The sequence below is a fragment of the Kitasatospora sp. NPDC059571 genome (assembly GCF_042735675.1).
Classification (GTDB): domain Bacteria; phylum Actinomycetota; class Actinomycetes; order Streptomycetales; family Streptomycetaceae; genus Kitasatospora.
Genome location: NZ_JBHWBW010000076.1, coordinates 5,962 through 23,246, shown reverse-complemented (window position 1 = coordinate 23,246; position 17,285 = coordinate 5,962). Strand labels below are relative to the sequence as shown.

The window sequence follows — 17,285 nt, the reverse complement described above, 5'->3', positions numbered from 1 at the left end:
AGCCCCCCCCCCCCCCCGCCGCGCCCCCCCCCCCGCCCCCCCCCGCCGCCCCCCCCCCCCGCGGGGGGCGGGGGCGCCCGCCCGGGCGGCGGGCGCTCCCAGGGCGGCCGCCCCCGCCCCGGCCGGCGCCGCCACCGGGTCGGCCAAGGCCTCGGCCGCCGCCCCGAGCGGCTCCGACCGGTGCCGCACCACCGAGCTCAAGGCCGACGTCCAGCTCCAGGGCACCCCCGGCTCGGCGATGGTGATGCTGACCAACCGGGGCGACCGCACCTGCACCGTCAAGGGCTACCTCGGCTACGGCGGGCTGCTCGCCGACAACAGCCGCTCGGACGTCGCCACCACCCGGGTGCCGCAGCCGGGCGCGCCGGTGACGGTCACCCTGAAGCCGGGCACCACCGCCTTCTCCGGGCTGAAGTGGACGCTCTGCGACAAGGCCGACGCCAGCTGCCAGGTGCTGGCCGGCGTGGTGGTGACCCCGCCGGACGAGACCACCCAGCTGACCGCCACGGTGTACGGGACGGATGCCAAGACCGTGCTGCAACTGCCGGTCGCCAAGGCCGGGTTCACCGTGGGGACGCTGCAGCCCTCGTCGCAGGGCGTGCTGCTCGGCTGATCCGCGGTCCTCGGGCGCCGGCCACGGGCCGGCCGGCGCCCGGGCCGCTCAGAAGAACGTCCGGACCAGGTCGACCACGCGCGGGGACGCGGCGTCGGCGTCGTCCAGCACCGGGATCAGGTTCCAGCGGTCGAAGGCCGTGCAGGGGTGCGAGATGCCGAGCCGGACGACGTCGCCGACCGCCACGTCGGCGCCGCGCAGATAGCCGTGCTGGTCGTTCAGCGCCGAGAGCGAGGCGCCGTCCAGCACCTTCCCGCCGCGGACCAGCTGCGGCACCGGCAGGCCCAGGTCGAACGGCAGGTCGCGCTTGCCGGCGTCGAGCAGGGCCAGGCCGGGCTCCGGTGCGGAGAGCACCCGCGACCAGCCGTGCAGGGCCGCCCGCAGCGGCTCGCCGGCCCCGCGCCGTCCGAACGGCGAGATGCCGCGGTAGAAGCCGTCGTCGTGGGCGAGGTACGCGCCGGCGCGGACCACCACGGCGGTCCGCGGCCCGGCCAGCGGCGCGAGCTCCTCGGCGACCGTGTCGAAGAACGCGCTGCCGCCGGCGGTCACCCAGACCCGGTCGACCTCGTCCAGCAGGCCGTCGCCGTCGAGCTGCCGGTACAGCTCGGCCATCGTGCGCAGATAGCCGGTGACGGCCGCGACCGAGGCCGGTGAGGCGTCCGGGCCGACCGGCCCCTCGTAGCCGCTGACGCCGGCCAGCCGCAGGCCGGGGGCGGCGTGCACGGCGCGGGCCACCTCGACCGCCTCCGGCAGGGTGCGGCAGCCCGTCCGGCCGCCGGCGGCGCCGAGCTCGACGCAGACGTCGACCGGCGCGGGTGCGCCGCGAAGCGCCTCGGACATCAGGGCGACGCTCTGCACCGAGTCGGCCCAGCAGGCGAACCGGAAGTCCGGGTCGGCGGCGAGTTCGGCCGAGATCCAGCGCAGGCCGGCCGGGTCCAGCAGGGTGTTGGCCAGGTGGATCCGGCCCACGCCGAAGGCCCGGCCGACCCGGACCTGCGGCAGGTTGGCGAAGGTGATCGCGACCGCCCCGGCGTCCAGGTGGCGCTGCCACAGCGCGGGGGCCATCGAGGTCTTGCCGTGCGGGGCCAGCCCCACCCCGGCCTGTGCGCACCAGGCGGCCATGGCGGCCAGGTTGTGCGCGAGGGCGCCGGCGTCGAGGGTCAGCAGGGGCGTGCCGAGCCCGTCCAGCAGCGGGCCGCCCGCCAGGTACTCGGCGACCGTGCTCCCCCAGGCCTCGGCGGGCACCGCCTTGAACCGGAAGTCCAACCGCTCCTCGGCGAGTTCCGCCACCCTGGCCCGGTCGATGTCCGCCATCGCCTCTGCCCTCCCGGTCCGGCCCCGCCCGGGGCCGCTGTCGCTCGTACGGCAGCACCCTACGCCCGGTCGCGGGCCGCACTCGCCCTGCGGACCGGGCCGGACTGGGAGAGCCTGGCAACGAGCGCGGCGGCACGGCGGAGGACGGCGATGGGCGACTTGGGCGAGGACGCGGCGGGCGGCTCGGGGGCCTGCGGCGGGGAGGCGGCCCGCCGGCCGCGGGTGGAGTTCGGCCCGGGCGGCGCCGGGACCCCGTACGCCCGCTACGCGCGGCTGGCCGACCTGCACGCGCTGCAGCAGCCGCGCAGCGGGGTGCCGGCCGAGTACGCGTTCATCGTGACCACCCAGGTGATGGAGCTGCTGTTCGACCTGGTGCACCACGAATGGCGGCTGGCGCAGCGGGCGCTGCGGGCGGACGACCTGACGGCGGCGCTGGCCGCGCTGCGGCGCGGCAACGGCGCGCAGGACGTGCTGGTCGCCTCGTGGGAGCTGCTGGCGACGCTCACCCCGGCCGAGTTCGGCAGCTTCCGGGCGCTGCTCGGCGAGGCGTCCGGCTTCCAGTCGGCGGCCTTCCTGCGGCTGGAGTTCCTGCTCGGCAACAAGAACGGCGCCCTGCTGCGGATGTACCGGGACGAGCCCGCGGCGTACGACGAGCTGACGGCGGCACTGCGGGCGCCGAGCCTGTACGACGACGCGCTGGCGCTGCTGGACCGCCGGGGCGTGCCGGTGCCGCACGCGCCCTCCGCCGAGCGGCACCGCATCGACCCGGCGGTGGTCGCCGCCTGGCGGCGGGTCTACACCGACCCGGGGTGCGCGGAACTCGCCCGGCTGGGCGAGGCCCTGCTGGACACCGCGGAGCGGGTCACCCGGTGGCGGCAGCGCCACTACACGGCGGTGAAGCGGGCGATGGGCGGCCGGCCCGGGACGGGCGGCTCCAGCGGGCTGAGCTGGCTGCGGCGCTCCGCGGAGCAGGACGTCTTCCCCGAACTGTGGGCCGTGCGCGACGAGCTGTGAGGATCAGGGCCGCTCCGGCGGGGCCAGGAAGGCGCTCTGCAGCACGTCCCAGGAGAGCGGGCGGCCGGGCGGGATCCGGGTCTCGTGGGCGACCTGCACGATCCGGACGGCCAGCCGGTGCACCGCCATCTCGTACTGGGCGCGGTGGCGCTCGGTGCGGGCCAGCGCGAGCAGCCCCTCGCGCTGGTAGTCCGGGCCGAAGCTGCGGTGGTTGAAGCGGAGCCGGGCGGCGGCGGGCGGCAGGCCGGCGGCCGGGACGGGCAGCCAGACCACCGGCACGATCCCGCTGGCCCGCTGCTCCGATCCGTCGGCGCCGCCGCGCGGGACCCGCCGGGCGAAGCCGTACCACTCCTTGCCGCACCGCTCGGAGGCGAAGTAGCGCGGCGAGTACAGCGGGACGAAGACCCGGCAGGTGGCCAGCGCCTCGGTGATCTGCCAGCGCGACCAGCTGTCCAGCTCGGGGCTGCGGTCCAGGAAGCCGGGCGGCACCGCCGAGGGCAGGTCGGTGAGTTGGAGCACCTCCTCGCACAGGTCCTGGTAGAGCCGGTCCACCGCGCGGTCGCCGGGGCCGTCCGGGTGGCTGAGGAAGAAGTAGGGTCTCGGGGCCTCCGGGCCGGCCGGCTCGCGGCGGGCGGCGGCGGAGTGCGAGGGGGTCCGCGACTCCACGGTGGCGGGGTGCAGCTGGGCGTTGCGGGCGAGCACCAGCGGCCGGCCGTCGCGGGGCGGCCAGATCCGGGTGACCGGCGGGGCCGGCGGGGTGTTCTGCATGGCCAGCTCCAGGAGTTGGTGGACGGTCAGGCGCTCGGTGCCGTCCGGGTCGCCGGTGCGGATCGCGGTGGCGAGCCGGCCCGCCACCGAACGGTCCACCGGGTGGCGGAGGTTGACCACCTGGTAGCTGCCCGGGTCGACCGCGACCGCCCCGCCGGGCTCGGGCGGCACCCCGGTGCGGGCGCCGTCCAGGATCAGCAGCCGGCGGGCCGCCCGCCCGCCGGCGACCGTCTCCACCACGCCCTGCCAGTCCAGGCCCGGCCGGTGCACCTGGCCCCAGCGGCCCGCGCCGACCGCCACCCCGAGCTCGTCCCCGGCCCCCAGCGGACCGCCGACGTGCACCACCAGGGTGTCCTCGGCCTCCTGGACGGCCCGCTGCAGGGCCCGCCGGAAGCCGTCCGGGTCGTCCTCGCCGAGCCAGATGTGCCGCCGGTCCAGCCCGACCAGCGCCGGGTCCACCAGGGCCTCCGCCAGCGCGGCGAGGTCCCGCAGCGCGGTGTACTCCTGCTCCTCCAGCACCTCGCCGGGGGCGCCGCGCGAGGTGGTCAGCAGCAGCACCGCCCGGGAGCGGTCCGGGTCGGGCAGCGCGGTCGCCTCCGGCGGGCCGGCGGGCCGCCCGGCCTCCTCCGCGGCCGGGTGCGGCGCGCCGTCCGCCAGGGTGTCCTCCGGCCCGTCCTCGGGGCCGTGCTCCGGGACCGCGACGGTGAACACCGGCGCCCCGGACACCCCGAGCAGCCGCGCCGCCTCCGGGCTGACCAGCGCGAACGGCCGCGGCTCCAGCAGGGTCACGGCGCCGCCGCGGGTGGTCTCCACCCAGGCGGGGAACGTCCCCGCCGCGGCCCGGCCCGGGTCGCCGATCCGCCCGCCGACCCGGATCAGCAGGTCCAGCGCGTGGTGCGCGGTCGACCGCGGCAGGGTGTGCAGCAGCAGCTCGCGCACCCCCGGCCGGAACGCGAAGTAGCCGGGCCGGCCCGGCCGTTCCCGCAGCAGGCCGCTCACCACGATCTCCGCCAGGTGCTGCGGCTGCGGCCGCGCCAGGCCGGCCTGCTGGAGCAGCCGCATCACCGGCAGCGCGGGGGTGGTGAGCGCCGTCATCCCGGCCAGCGTGAACGCCTCCCGGGACGCCGTCGAGCGGAACCGCACCACCAGCTCCTCGGCGGACAGCTCCTCCGGGTCGGGACCGGCCTCCGCGTAGCGGGCCGGCACGCCCGGCACCGTGCCCAGCAGCAGCGCCGCACCGACCACCTGGCCGCCGGCCGGACTGCCCACCAGGTGGGCCCAGTTGGCCAGCCAGTCGGCGCCCGGCTCCAGCACCGGCACCACCGGCCCGGTCCGTCCCGGCGGCAGGTCGGTGAACGGCGTGAACCCGTACGCGGCGTCCGGCGCACCGGCCTCGGTGCTGGTGAGCACGCCCGGCACCGCCGCGACCGGGGTGAGCGGCCAGAGCCGCTCGGGCAGCGGGTGGACGACCGCCACCGGCAGCCGTCGGGCCAGTGCGCAGAGCGTGCGGTGCCAGCGGTCCCCGGCCCGGCCGGAGCGCCACTGCGGGCCCATGCAGTCGCTGAGCACCAGCACCGCGGCCCGGCCGTCCGGGATCCGCCGGTGCGCGAGCCGGCCGTCCGCGGGCAGCCGCCCCGCGGTGACCTGGCGGAACGCACCGGTCTGCTGGAAGAGCGTGCGCAGCTCCCGGGCGAGCGGGCGCCACAGTGCCATGGTCGGGCCGGTGTCGAGCACCAGGTGCAGGTCGAGCCAGCGCTCGGTGCTGGGCCGCAGCACCGGCAGCCAGTGCACCGGGCCGGGGCCGCGCAGCGCCTCCGCGAGCCGGTCGGCGGTGGCCTGCTCGTCCAGGAGCCGGCGGCGGGTGTCCGGGACCTGCCGCTTGAGCGGGCGCAGCGCCCGCTGCAGCGGGAGCGGGCGGGCCAGCATCGGCGCGTCCGGGGTGGCGGCGGGGGCGGCGGGGGCGAGCCGGCCGGCCGGGCCGGCCGCGGACAGGTGCAGGGCGGTGCGCGGGCCGGCTCCGTCGGTGGCCCCTCCCGGCTCGGCCCGGTGGTGGTGGCGGGCCGGGCCGACCGGGCCGGGCCGCACCGGCAGCGGCCTCGGCTCGGGGAGGCCCGCGGTGTCCGCCCCGGCGCCGCCCTCGGTGGAGCGGGCGGCCAGCCAGAGCAGTTCCGCGAGCTCGACCGGGGCCCGCTCGGCCAGCCCGAGGTCGGCCAGCAGGGCGGTGAACCGGTCGAGGGCTCCTGGCTCAGAAGACATCGTCGTCCTGGCCCCGGCTGAGGTAGGGCATCACCTGGGCGGCCAGCTGGGCGCGGTCGGCGGCGTCGCCGAGCTCGGGGCGGGCGGTGAGGTAGACGGCGTTGAGCAGCTGGTCGGTGGCGAGTTCGCCCTCCTCGCGGCGGGCCAGGAAGACCTCCAGGATCTCGGTGACCAGCTGCCGGTCGGACTCCGGCAGGTGGGAATGGACGATGGACTCCAGCTCGGCGCCCTCGGGCCGGCGCAGCTCCAGCACCACGCAGCGGCGCAGGAAGGCGGCGGGGAACTCCCGTTCGGCGTTGGAGGTGAGCACGGTGAACGGGAAGGCCCGGCAGCGGACCCGCCCGCCGTGCACCGGGGCGCGGGTGGTGCCGTCGGCGGTGAGCACGTTCGCCTCGCGCTGCTGGGGTGCGGCGCGGACGAGTTCGTCGATCTCGTACTGGCCCTCCTCCAGGATGTGCAGCAGGTCGTTGGGCAGGTCGAGGTCGCCCTTGTCGATCTCGTCGATGAGCAGCACCCGGGGGCGCTCGTACGGCAGCAGGGCGGTGCCCAGCGGGCCGAGCCGCAGGTGCTCGTCGAGCGAGGCGTCCGGGGTCTCCGGGCCGGAGCGGTTGGCGGCGTAGAGCCGCGACAGCGGGTCGTACTGGTAGAGGCCGTCGCGCAGGGTGGTGCGGCTGGTGATGTTCCAGCGCAGCACCGGGCCGAGGCCCAGTTCGTGGGCGACGGCGTACGGGAGGCTGGACTTGCCGCCGCCGGGCGGGCCGGTCACCAGCAGCGGCCGCCTCAGGTAGAGGGCGGCGTTGACGAGTTCGACGGTCTCGGGGGTCGGCCGGAAGGTGGCCGCACGGTGCCGGGCCGGGTCCGGCACCGGGTCGGCGGGGCCGTCCGGCGGGGCCAGCGGCGGCCCGCCGTCGAAGTCGCGCCAGGGCGGCGGGGCGGGCAGCGCGGTAATGCCGTCGTGCGGCTCGGTGACGCCCCGGTAGATGCGCTTCAGCGGCATGGTCCTGTGCTCCTGCTCACTCGTCGGCTGCTCATTCGTCGGCGGCCGCCGGGTACGGCGGTGGGCTGGTCGGTACGACGCGGTAGGGGCGGTGCGGTCCGGGGAGCACCGACGGGTCCTCCCAGAGCAGCACCAGGCCGGCGGCCCAGTGCCCGGCCGGGTCCGGCGCCTCCTCCGCCTCGTGCCGCAACTCCCTCACCCGGCGCGGCAGGTCGGCGGCTGCGACGTCGGTGAGCTCCTCCGCAAGTCTGGCAAGGAATCGCTCGTTGCGGCAGGTGCGATCGCGCCCGTGGTCGGTGCCGCACGGCTGTTGCGCCCACAGCACGGCGGGTGCGCCGGCGCGCAGGGCGGCGGCCAGCAGCGGTTCGTACGGTGCTCCCCTGGGCGGGCCGGGCAGGGCGGGCAGTTCGGTCCGCTCCGGTGGCCGCAGCCGGTGGTAGAGCCTCTTGTCGTCGGGGGGTTCGGTGCAGCGCACGAGGTGCAGCCGGGTGCCCGGCTGGTCGCGCAGCGGCGCCCACTTGAGTTCGAGGTGGCGGCGGGCGGCCGGGTCGGCGCGGCGCTGGGCGTCGACCACGACGACCGCGTGGTCGGAGCGCGGGGGGCGCCGTTTTGTGTGGGCGGGGGGGGGGGGGGGGGGGCGGGGGGGGGCGGGGGGGGGGGCCCCCCCCCCGGGGGGGGCGCCCCCCCCGCGGGCCGTAGTCGGTGCGGCGGCGGGTCCAGTCGTGCACCGGCTGGGTGAGCCAGCGGCGGGGCAGCGAGAAGATGATGAGCTCGGCGCCGTCCGGTTCCAGGCGGCCGAGTTCGTGGTCGATGCGGTCGCGGACGGCGGCGGCGAGCCGGGGCCGGGGCACGGTGCGGGTCTCGGCGGCGCCGATCCGGCCGTCGCGGACGGCGGCGACGCCGACGTGGAACATCGCGGGCCCGGCGCCGCTGGGGGTGATCTCGACCAGGATCGGCCGCCAGCGCTCGCGCCGGCCGCGCCCGGCCGCACCGCGTTCGCCGTGCCGCTCCAGCCAGTCGAGCAGGCCGCGGCGCCGGTCGTCGGCGGCGGCCTCGGCGACCTGCCGGGCGTAGGCGAGGACGGGGTGCGGTCCGCGCGGCGGCCGGGGCACCTCGGAGAGCAGGTACCAGCCGGCGTCCCACAGGCCGGCGGGGCGGATCGGCGGGTCGGGGGCGCCGAGCGGTCCGACGGCCGCCCGGTAGAGGGCCAGCGGGTCGGCGGGAGGCGGGTCGCCGGTGAGCAGCAGCCGCAGTTCGCGGACGGCGTCGGGGGGCAGCGCCGCGCCGGGCAGCCGGTCGGCGAGCTGCGGGACGTAGCGGGCGGCCTCGGCGAGCGGCAGCATCTGGCCGAGCCGGACGGCCGGGCGGTTGCGCTCCTCGGGGCCGCGCAGCACGCCGAGGGTGTCCAGGGCGGCGGTCACCAGGCCGACCACCTCGCCGGTGCCGGCGATCACCACCGGTCCGCCGCTGAAGCCCGGGGAGAGCGGCATGCCGGTGCCCTCGTGCTCCAGCTGCATCAGCTCGCCGGCGATCCGGAAGCCGCCGCGGGTGAGCCGGATCTCGCTGCCGAGTCCGGCGTCGTGCCCGGCCGGGAAGCCGTAGGCGACCAGGGCGGGGGCGGGTGGCCGGGTCCACTGGTGCAGGGCGGCGAAGGGCGCGGGGGCGGCGATCCGGTCGGCGAGCGGCCGGTCGAGCTCCAGCAGGGCCACGTCGCCCGCGCCGCCGGGGAGTTCGGGCCACGGGCCGCGCAGGGCGACCCGGGCGGCGAGCGGGGCGAGGCCGGGGTGTGCGACCAGCCGGACCTCGGCGGTCCGGGCGCCGTGCACCACGTGCGCGCAGGTGAGCACCTCACGGTCGGAGACGAGGATCCCGGCGCCGGTCAGCGGGCCGGCCGGGCCGGTGGCGGCGATCCGCACCAGCCAGCGGACATCGGGCATCGGCACGCCGGTCAGTGGCCGACCGGGCCGCCGGAAGTGCCGGGCGACCAGGTGAGTTTGACGGTGAGGTGGGCGTCGGCGGCCGTTCTGGCGATGAGTGCGCCGGCCTCCGCCGACAGCTTGACCGCGAACTCGATCTCCACCTCGTCGGGCCGCAGGTCGCCGCCGCGCAGGACGCGCAGCGCCGCCTCGGCGGCGGACCGGACCCCGCCGAGCGCCTGCTCGAAGGTCTCGGCGGCCCGGACGGCCGCATCGCCGGCCCGGCCGACCGGCTGCATCCCGTACGGGTCGCCGGCCGGGCCGGTCGCCGCGCCCTCGACGCGCACCACCGCGCCGTCGGCCGTCAGGAACTCCACGTACTCCGACATGGGCACTCCCCACCGTGTCAAGCCGTACTGTCAGCCGAATTCCCAGGGCGATGGTCGCACAGCGCGGGGCCGGGCGCAGCGGTTCCGACCGGGTTGACGGCAGCAATCTTCAAGGAACATGACAATATGTCAGGTCAGCGCACTGGGGCCCGTCCCGGCCGGAAGCCGCCCCGCGCCCCGGGCCGGACGCACCCGGTGCAGCCCGTAGGGTGGGGGCCGTTGGTCGTGGTGCGGGACGGACGGACGGGGCAGCCGGGATGGACGGCGGGACGCAGGCGGGCGGGCCGCTGGCGGTGGTCGCGGACAGCGTGGCGGTGCTCGCCCTGCCCGGGCTCGGCGAGCACCTGCTCAACCCGGCCGAGCGGGAGCGGGCGGACCGCTTCCGCAAGGAGCAGAACCGGCTGGACTTCGTCGCCGCGCACCTGCTGGTACGGCTCTGCGCGGCCCGGCTGCTCGGCATCCCGGTGGCCGGCGCCGCCCTGGTGCAGCGCTGCCCGGACTGCGGCCGCGAGGGCCACGGCATTCCGGCGCTGGCCGACCGGCCGCAGCTGCGGCTGAGCCTGGCGCACACCGACGGGGTGGTGGCGGCCGCCGCCGGGCCGGAGCCGGTCGGCGTGGACGTGGAGCTGCTGAGCGCCCGGGCCGAGTTGGCGGACCTGCACGAGCGGGTGCTGACCGATGCGGAGTGGGACGCGGTCCGGGCCCACCCGGACCCGGGCGGCGCGTTCCTGCGGCTGTGGGTGCGCAAGGAGGCGATCATCAAGGTCGGCCGGGCCACCCTGGACACCCTGGACACCGTGGACCTCTCCGCGCTGCCGCTGGACGCCCCGGACCCCGGTCCGGTCCACCGGCGGCACGGCGATCTGCACCTGGTCGACCTCACCGACCCGGGGCGCGGGGTCCTGGCGGCGGCGGTCTCCACCCGGCCGGTACGGCTCGGCACGGCGGCGGTGCCGTTCGCGGACCTCGACCGGCCCTGACCGGCCAGCGGCCCCCGGGCGTCCGGGGCCCCCGTAAGGGGGTGTTAGCGTGCAGCGAGCCGCGCGGGCCCACCTGCTGCGGCGCCCCCGCCCCCCGGTTGCCGCGAAGGATGTCTCCCCCATGGCCAAGCTCCTGCTGAGCCTGCACGTACTGGCCTCGGTGCTGTTCATCGGCCCGGTCGCGGTGGCCGTCAGCATGTACCCGCGCCGGGCGGCGGCCGCGCTCGCGGACGGGCCGGACCGGGTGTCCGCGGCGGCCTCGGTGCGGATGCTGCACCGGATCACCCAGCTCTACGCGCTGCTCGGCGTCGCGGTGCCCGTCCTGGGCATCGGCACCGCCCAGGTGATGGGGATCATGGGCCAGACCTGGCTGATCGTCTCGCTGGTGCTGACCGCGGTCGCCGCGGGCTCGCTGCTGCTGCTCGTCCTGCCGGCGCAGCAGGCCGTGATCGACACCCTCGACCTGGCCGACGGCAAGGAGATCAGCGGTGTGGTGCGCGGCGACGAGCGGGAGCGCGCCGAGCGCGGGCTGAAGCTGCTGCCGATGACCGCGGGCGTCTTCAACCTGCTGTGGGCCGTCGTCGTGGTGATGATGGTCATCCGGCCGGGCTCGACGACGGGGGCGTGACCTCCACCCGTCCGATCCCCCGGATCTCCAGGCCTTCGAGCAGTTGCCTGGTCGCCTCGGCCACCGCGGCGACCGCCTGCTCGAAGGCCTCCCTGTTGTGGGCGGCGGGCGCGCGGAAGCCGGACACCTTGCGGACGTACTGCAGGGCGGCGGCGTGCACGTCGTCGGTGGTGACCTCCGGCATCTCCGGCGGCCTGAGCGTCTTGATGGATCGGCACATGCCCCCAGTCTGCCGCGGCGGTCCGACGGGCGGGCGTTTCAGCGGCGGACCGGTCCGCCCAGCACCACCCCGGCCCGCTTGACCGCGCGGGCGACGATCGCGGTCTCGGCGCGGGCGACGCCGAGCGGCCCGAGGGTCTCGGTGGTGAACCGGTAGAGGCCGGAGTGGTCCGGGCAGAACACGGTCGCCATCAGGTTGGCCCGGCCGCTGGTGGCGAGCACCCCGTGCACCTGCGGGTGGTCGGCCAGGGCGGCGCCGACCTCGGCGAGCCGGCCGGGCGGCACGTCCAGCCAGAGGTTGGCGTCGACGGCCATGCCGAGCAGCCGCGGGTCCACCGTGGCGTGGGTGCGCAGCAGTCCTCCGGCGGCGAGCCGGTGCAGCCGCCGGCGGACGGTCGACTCGGGGGCGCCGGCCGCGGCGGCGAGCGAGGCGTGCGAGCGGCGGGCGTCCCGGCCGAGCAGGTCCAGCAGCAGCCGGTCGAGCGCGTCCGGCTCGGGCGGCGCGGTGGTCGGCGCCGGCGGGGCGAGCGCCGCGGCCTGCTCCTCGGTGAGGTGGCCGGAGCGCCAGCGGCCCGCGTCGGCGAACAGGTGCAGCACCGCGTGCACGTCCGTCTCCAGCACGGCGCCGGTGGCCGGGAGCTGCCCGTACAGCAGGCGGTCGCGGGCGCCGGCGTCGGTGAGCACCACCGCGCCGACCTCCTGCCCGCCGAGCATGACGTCGACGAACGGGACGTCCGGCCGGGCGGCCAGGGCCTGCGCGATGGTGTCGACCTTGCCGCGCAGCACCCGCACCCGCAGCAGCAGGGCGCCGACCGCCCGGTCGCGGACGTCGGGTATCAGCACGACCGTGACGGTGCCGCTGCCCAGCAGCCGGCCCAGGCGCCGGGTCACCGTGCGGGCGGAGACGCCGAGCACCTCGGCGATCCGGCCGGTCTCGGCGCGGCCGTCCACCTGGAGGGCGCACACCAGCCGCCGGTCCAACTCGTCCAGCAGGGTGGCGGGATCCGCCGAATCGGTGTCCATGCGTGTCCGTTCTCCGCCGGGCGTGGGCCTCTGACGGCCCGGGCCGCCGCCGACACGCTACCTGTTGTCCACCGACGAGAGGGGAGAGGGACGATGCGGGACCTGGTGGAGCTGCGGGACCTGGTGGGGAGCACGGCCGAGGCGGTCCGGAGGGTGGGGGCGCGGCTGGCCGCCGGGCAGTCGCCGGAGCCGGTGGCGGCGGCCACGCTGCCGCAGGCGCGGGCGGCCTTCGGCGCGGTCGACGGGCCGGCGGTGGAGCAGTTGCGCGCCCTGCTCGGGCCGCTGCTCCCGGCGGCCGGCTGGTGGGAGGACGAGCTCGCGCAGCAGCTGCCCGCCGACGGCGAGTGGTGGGTCTGCGACGCGACCGACGGCGCCGTGCAGTACCTGAACGGGCTGCCGCACTGGGCGGTCACCGCGACGCTGCTGCGGGACGGCGAGGCGCAGCTGTCGGTGGTGCACGCGCCGCGCCAGGGCATGACGTACACCGCGGTGCGCGGCGGCGGTGCCCGACTGAACGGCCGGCCGATCGCGCCGGTCGCCCGGGAGCTCGCGATCGCGGTGGCGGGCACCGCGCACCCGCCGCTCGCCGCCTCGGACCCGGTGGCCCGGCGCCGGACGGGCGCGTCCACCGCGGTGCTGCTCGGCGAGGTGCTCGCGGTGCGCAACCTGGGCCCGACCGCGCTGCAGGTCGCCCACGTGGGCTCCGGCCACCTGGCGCTGTTCTGGGAGTACGGCGCGGACGCGGGCAACCTGCTGCCCGGGGCGCTGATCGCCGAGGAGGCCGGCGCCCGGGTCACCGACCAGGCCGGGCGCCCGTGGACGCTCGCCTCGGACGGCTTCCTGGCCGCCGCGCCCGCCCTGCACGGGCGGCTGGTGGAGGCGCTGGCGGCGGTGGACTGAGGCCGGGGCCGGGGCCGGGTCAGGTCAGCGTGGGGTCGGGTCGGCTCGCCGGCTCGCCGCTGCCGACCAGGGTGCGGGTGAGCGGCGTCCGGGCCAGGGCGATGGCGCCCGCCGCGACCAGGGCGATCCCGAGCAGCTCCGGCAGCAGCCACCAGCCGGTGCGCAGCTGCTCGCGGTAGAGCAGCACGCCGAGGGTGAGGCTGACCGCCGCGTCGCCGAGGGTGAGCGCGGGCTGCGAGGCCACCAGCGGGCCGCCCTGCAGCGCGTTCTCCAGCAGGAAGAGCGCGGCCACGCCGACCGCGGCGAAGGCGTAGGTCTGCCAGGCGGTGAAGAACGCCGCCAGGCCGTGGTCGGCCAGGGTGCGGGTGGCGCTCTTCATCAGGGCCGCGGTCAGCGCGTAGCCGACCGCGGCCGCCGCGCCCAGGCACCAGGCGCGGACCCGGCCGATCGGGCGGCGCACCGCGACGAGGCAGAGCAGCACCATCAGCCCGCCGCAGGCCGCCAGCGCCGGGATCCAGCGGGCGACCTCGACCCGCGGCTCGCCGGCCGAGGGGGCGGCGGCGCCGAGGGCGATGCCGAGGCCGAGCACCACGCAGCCGATCGCGGCCCAGCCGCGCGGCGGCAGGCCGCGCCGCAGCACCAGCGAGCCCACCATCAGCGCGAACGGCAGCTCCAGCACGAACAGCGGCTGCACCAGCGACAGCTTGCCGCCGGCCAGGGCAGCGGCCTGGAAGACCGCGGCGGCGATCACCGCCAGGATCCCGGCCAGCCAGACCCGGCGGCGCAGCAGGTCCAGCAGGAGTCCCGGGCGCAGGCCGGTGGAGGCGGGCACGGTCAGGGCGGCGCGGCGCTGCAGGACGGTCGCCACCGCGTTGCTGAGCGCCGCGCACAGGGCCAGCAGGATCGCGAGCACGGTGCACGGCTCCCTTCGCCGGTCAGGGGCCCCGGCGCGCACCGGGGAGGACCCGGTCCCAGTCTCACCCGGGCGGCGCCGGCGTGCCGAACAGCCGCGCCGCGTTCTGCCAGCAGACCGCCCGCAGCCAGTCGTCGCCGAGGCCGAGGCCGGCCAGCGCGTCCAGCGCGGTGGCGTACGGGTACGGGATGTTCGGGAAGTCGGTGCCGAGCAGGATGCGCTCCCCCAGGTCGGCGAGCCGGGGCAGCTCGGCGGCCGGGAACGGGGCGAGGCGCTGGGTGAAGTCGGTGAACGCCATCGTGGTGTCCAGGTGGACGCCGGCGTGGCGCTCGGCGAGGTCGAGGAAGTCGGTGTACTCGGGCAGGCCCATGTGCGCCACGATCAGCCGCAGGCCCGGGTGCCGGGCGAGGACGGCGGCGATCGGCCCCGGCCCGGTGTGCTTGCCGGGCGCGGGCCCGGACCCGCAGTGCACCACGACCGGGGTGCCGTGCTCGGCGAGCAGGCCCCAGACGCCGTCCAGCAGCGGGTCCGCCGGGTCGTAGCCGCCCACCTGCACATGGGCCTTGAACACGCGGGCGCCGCGCGCCAGGGCGTCGGCGACGTAACCCGGCGCGTCCGGCTCAGGGAAGAACGTCGCGGTGTGCAGGCAGTCGGGAGTGCGGGCCGCGAAGTCCGCGGCCCAGGAGTTCAGCCAGCCGGCCATGTCCGGCTTGTGCGGGTAGAGCATGGCGGTGAACGCCCGCACCCCGAACTCCCGCAGGGTGTCGATCCGCTGCTGCTCGGCGTGCCGGTACGCGATCGGCCAGGGCCGCCCCGTGAGCGGCCCGGCCGCGTCGAAGTACGCCCACACCTTGTCCAGCACCCGCTCGGGCATGAAGTGCGTGTGGACGTCGATCAGGCCGGGCAGGCCCAGCCGCTGCCAGAACCCCCGGACCTCAGCCGTCCCGCCCGCTGCCGTCCCGCTCACCGGCGGACCGCCCGGTCCAGGATGGCCGCCGTGTCGGCGCCGGGGGGCAGGGTGCCGAAGGCGGCGCCGTGGTCGCCGCCGAGGCGGGAGGCGCAGAAGGCGTCGGCCACTGCCGGGTCGCCGTGCCGCACCAGCAGCGAGCCCTGCAGGGCGAGGGCCATCGACTCGACCAGGCGGCGGGTGCGGTACTCCAGGTCGGTGAGGTCGCCGAGCTGCTTGCGCAGGGCGGCGGTGGCGGCGTCCAGGCGGCGGTCGGCGCCGGCGGCGGCGTCGAGCTCGGCGAGCAGGGCCTCGACGGTGGCGGGGTTGCGGGCCATCGCGCGCAGCGCGTCCAGGGCGGCGACGTTGCCGGAGCCCTCCCAGATGGAGACCAGCGGCGCCTCCCGGTAGAGCCGGGGCATGCCGGACTCCTCGACGTAGCCGTTGCCGCCCAGGCACTCCAGGGCCTCGGCGGCGTGCGCCGGGCCGCGCTTGCAGACCCAGTACTTGGAGACCGCGAGGCCGAGGCGGCGCAGCAGCGCCTCCTGCTCGTCGCCGGCGAGGGCGGCGTCGGTGGCGGCGGCGAGCCGCATCGCCACGGTGGTGGCGGCCTCGGACTCCACGACGAGGTCGGCGAGGACGTTGCGCATCAACGGCTGGTCGACCAGGGCCGCGCCGAACGCCCGCCGGTGGGTGGCGTGGTGGAGCGCCCGGACGGTGCCGTAGCGCATCCCGGAGGCGGCCCCGATGGTGCAGTCGAGGCGGGTCATGTTGACCATCTCGATGATGGTGGGGACGCCGCGGCCCTCCTCGCCGACCAGCCAGCCGGTGGCGCCGTCGTACTCGATCTCGGCGGAGGCGTTGGACTTGTTGCCGAGCTTGTCCTTGAGCCGCTGGAGCCGGATCGGGTTGCGGCTGCCGTCCGGCAGCACCCGGGGCAGCACGAAGCAGCTGAGGCCGCCGGGCGCCTGGGCGAGGGTGAGGAACACGTCCGACATGGGGGCGGAGGTGAACCACTTGTGGCCGGTGAGCCGGTAGCTGCCGTCGGCGTGCGGGACGGCGGCGGTGGTGTTGGCGCGGACGTCGGAACCGCCCTGCTTCTCGGTCATCGACATGCCGGCGATCAGGCCGCGCTTGGTGCCCGGCTCGCGCAGGCCGAAGTCGTACGCCCGGGCGGAGAGCAGCGGTTCGTAGCGCTCGGCGAGGTCCGGGGTGGCGCGCAGCGCCGGCACCGCGGCGTAGGTCATCGAGATCGGGCAGGTGTGGCCCGCCTCGACCTGGCCCCAGACGTAGAACTTCGCGGCGCGCGCGGTGTGGGCACCGGGGCGGCCGTCGGCCCACGGGGCGGCGTGCAGGCCGTACCGGACGGCGGTGTCCATCAGCTCGTGCCAGGCCGGGTGGAACTCGACCTCGTCGATCCGGTGGCCGTAGCGGTCGTGGGTGCGCAGCACCGGCGGGTTCTCGTTGGCGAGCCTGCCCCAGGTGTCGGCCTGCTCGGAGCCGGCGAGGCGGCCGAGCTCGTGGAGCTCGTCCTCGGCCCACCCGGCGCCGGCCCGGTGCAGGCCGGCGAGGAGTGCCGGGTCGGCGGCGACGTCGTGACCGTACGGGTCGGGGACCTGGTTGGTGACCTCATGCGTGGCCGGCATGCCGTCCTCCTCGGGCGGGGTCTGCGGGGTGGGCGGCGTCCTCGGGCGGGCTGCCGAGGGCGCGCAGGGCGAAGGCGGTCAGGGCGGGGATGACGTCGGCGGACGGCCGGCCGGCGGCGAGCGGGCCGACCAGGGCCTCGCCGATCGCGCCGACCAGGGCGGCGGCGGTGAGGTCGGCGGGCTGCTCGGGGAGGCGGCCGTCGGCGATGGCGTCGGCGATCTGGGCGGCGATCAGGTCGCGGAAGGCCTGTCGGAAGACCAGCCGCTCGGCGTCGACGACCGGGTCGGCCGGCTCGGCGAGCAGGGCGTAGGCGAGCCGCGGGGCACGCAGCGCGCGGGCGGCGAAGGTCTCCACCACGACGGCGACCCGGCGCTGCGGGGTGCTCTCGCTGGCGACCGCCTCGGTGACGGCGGCGACCTCGCGGGTGACGACCGTGCGGAAGAGCTCGACGGCCAGTTCGGACTTGCCGGAGAAGTGCCGGTACATCGAGCCGGTGGCGATCCCGGCGCGTTCGGCGACCGCGGCCATCGAGCAGCCCGCGTAGCCGCGCTCGGCGAGCAGCGCGACGGCCGCCTGGAGGACGGCGGCGCGCTGGGCGTCCAGCCGGGCCTGGACGGCCGGGGTTCGTCGGTAGGCCACGGCAAGAATTGAAGCACTGATTCACTGCTTCGGGAAGGGCGGCACCCGGCGGCCGCGGCCGGGACGGGGGGTAGTCGCGCCGGCGCAGCGCGGGGGGGGTGGGGGGGGGGAGAGTGTGAGGGG

The 17,285-nt window shown here is 77.3% G+C and carries 16 protein-coding genes and 1 pseudogene; 5 read left to right on the top strand and 12 right to left on the bottom strand.

The window, feature by feature from the left end:
• A partial coding sequence (locus tag ACFV0G_RS12000) for a DUF4232 domain-containing protein (RefSeq protein ID WP_380545512.1) occupies positions 1–613 on the top strand: 613 nt, incomplete at its 5' end.
• 48 nt (positions 614–661) lie between these two features.
• On the opposite strand, the gene ACFV0G_RS11995 is transcribed toward ACFV0G_RS12000, so the two are convergent.
• Entirely contained in the window at positions 662–1,927 is a 1,266-nt protein-coding gene (locus ACFV0G_RS11995; RefSeq protein WP_380545510.1) for an alanine racemase, read from the bottom strand.
• Between the two features lie 150 nt (positions 1,928–2,077).
• Here ACFV0G_RS11995 and ACFV0G_RS11990 point away from each other — a divergent pair, with 150 nt between their 5' ends.
• Complete coding sequence (locus ACFV0G_RS11990) at positions 2,078–2,941, top strand: tryptophan 2,3-dioxygenase (RefSeq protein ID WP_380545508.1); 864 nt, start codon at positions 2,078–2,080, stop codon at positions 2,939–2,941.
• A 3-nt stretch (positions 2,942–2,944) separates the two neighbouring features.
• Here the strand turns inward: ACFV0G_RS11990 and ACFV0G_RS11985 are convergent, their stop codons facing one another.
• The 5 genes and pseudogenes from ACFV0G_RS11985 to ACFV0G_RS11965 all read right to left on the bottom strand — a co-directional run bounded on the left by ACFV0G_RS11985 (position 2,945) and on the right by ACFV0G_RS11965 (position 9,267).
• Positions 2,945–5,965 (bottom strand): TIR-like protein FxsC, encoded by a 3,021-nt coding sequence (locus ACFV0G_RS11985; protein ID WP_380545506.1) that lies wholly within the window; start codon positions 5,963–5,965, stop codon positions 2,945–2,947.
• Positions 5,955–6,962: an AAA family ATPase gene (locus ACFV0G_RS11980; RefSeq protein ID WP_380545504.1), complete on the bottom strand. Its 1,008-nt coding sequence runs from the start codon at positions 6,960–6,962 to the stop codon at positions 5,955–5,957. The genes ACFV0G_RS11985 and ACFV0G_RS11980 overlap by 11 nt, the downstream gene beginning before the upstream one ends.
• Positions 6,963–6,993: 31 nt before the next feature.
• Complete coding sequence (locus ACFV0G_RS11975; RefSeq protein WP_380545516.1) at positions 6,994–7,536, bottom strand: hypothetical protein; 543 nt, start codon at positions 7,534–7,536, stop codon at positions 6,994–6,996.
• Positions 7,537–7,966: 430 nt separating this feature from the next.
• A pseudogene (locus tag ACFV0G_RS11970) lies at positions 7,967–8,899 on the bottom strand (serine protease); the annotation flags it as partial.
• Between the two features lie 11 nt (positions 8,900–8,910).
• Complete coding sequence (locus ACFV0G_RS11965) at positions 8,911–9,267, bottom strand: CU044_2847 family protein (RefSeq protein WP_380545502.1); 357 nt, start codon at positions 9,265–9,267, stop codon at positions 8,911–8,913.
• 257 nt (positions 9,268–9,524) lie between these two features.
• On the opposite strand from ACFV0G_RS11965, the gene ACFV0G_RS11960 reads away from it, so the two are divergent.
• A complete protein-coding gene (locus ACFV0G_RS11960) occupies positions 9,525–10,247 on the top strand; it encodes a 4'-phosphopantetheinyl transferase family protein (protein WP_380545500.1) in 723 nt (240 codons plus the stop codon).
• A 121-nt stretch (positions 10,248–10,368) separates the two neighbouring features.
• Entirely contained in the window at positions 10,369–10,875 is a 507-nt protein-coding gene (locus ACFV0G_RS11955) for a hypothetical protein (protein WP_380545498.1), read from the top strand.
• Here the strand turns inward: ACFV0G_RS11955 and ACFV0G_RS11950 are convergent.
• Together ACFV0G_RS11950 and ACFV0G_RS11945 are read right to left on the bottom strand one after the other, a co-directional pair.
• The gene (locus ACFV0G_RS11950) at positions 10,844–11,095 is read right to left on the bottom strand and encodes a DUF2277 domain-containing protein (RefSeq protein WP_380545496.1); all 252 of its coding nucleotides are present in this window, start codon (positions 11,093–11,095) and stop codon (positions 10,844–10,846) included. The two genes, ACFV0G_RS11955 and ACFV0G_RS11950, sit on opposite strands and share 32 nt — an antisense overlap.
• A 38-nt stretch (positions 11,096–11,133) precedes the next feature.
• Positions 11,134–12,117: an Lrp/AsnC family transcriptional regulator gene (locus tag ACFV0G_RS11945; protein ID WP_380545494.1), complete on the bottom strand. Its 984-nt coding sequence runs from the start codon at positions 12,115–12,117 to the stop codon at positions 11,134–11,136.
• 93 nt (positions 12,118–12,210) lie between these two features.
• Between ACFV0G_RS11945 and ACFV0G_RS11940 the strand changes: the two genes are divergently transcribed.
• Positions 12,211–13,017: an inositol monophosphatase family protein gene (locus ACFV0G_RS11940; protein ID WP_380545492.1), complete on the top strand. Its 807-nt coding sequence runs from the start codon at positions 12,211–12,213 to the stop codon at positions 13,015–13,017.
• Positions 13,018–13,036: 19 nt separating this feature from the next.
• On the opposite strand, the gene ACFV0G_RS11935 is transcribed toward ACFV0G_RS11940, so the two are convergent.
• The 4 genes from ACFV0G_RS11935 to ACFV0G_RS11920 all read right to left on the bottom strand — a co-directional run bounded on the left by ACFV0G_RS11935 (position 13,037) and on the right by ACFV0G_RS11920 (position 17,162).
• Positions 13,037–13,930: a DMT family transporter gene (locus ACFV0G_RS11935; RefSeq protein ID WP_380545490.1), complete on the bottom strand. Its 894-nt coding sequence runs from the start codon at positions 13,928–13,930 to the stop codon at positions 13,037–13,039.
• A 64-nt stretch (positions 13,931–13,994) separates the two neighbouring features.
• A complete protein-coding gene (locus ACFV0G_RS11930) occupies positions 13,995–14,897 on the bottom strand; it encodes an amidohydrolase family protein (protein WP_380545488.1) in 903 nt (300 codons plus the stop codon).
• Positions 14,894–16,522, bottom strand: a complete 1,629-nt coding sequence (locus ACFV0G_RS11925) for an acyl-CoA dehydrogenase family protein (protein ID WP_380545486.1) — start codon at positions 16,520–16,522, stop codon at positions 14,894–14,896. The genes ACFV0G_RS11930 and ACFV0G_RS11925 overlap by 4 nt, the downstream gene beginning before the upstream one ends.
• A complete protein-coding gene (locus ACFV0G_RS11920; RefSeq protein ID WP_380545484.1) occupies positions 16,506–17,162 on the bottom strand; it encodes a TetR/AcrR family transcriptional regulator in 657 nt (218 codons plus the stop codon). The genes ACFV0G_RS11925 and ACFV0G_RS11920 overlap by 17 nt, the downstream gene beginning before the upstream one ends.
• Positions 17,163–17,285: the final 123 nt, after the last annotated feature.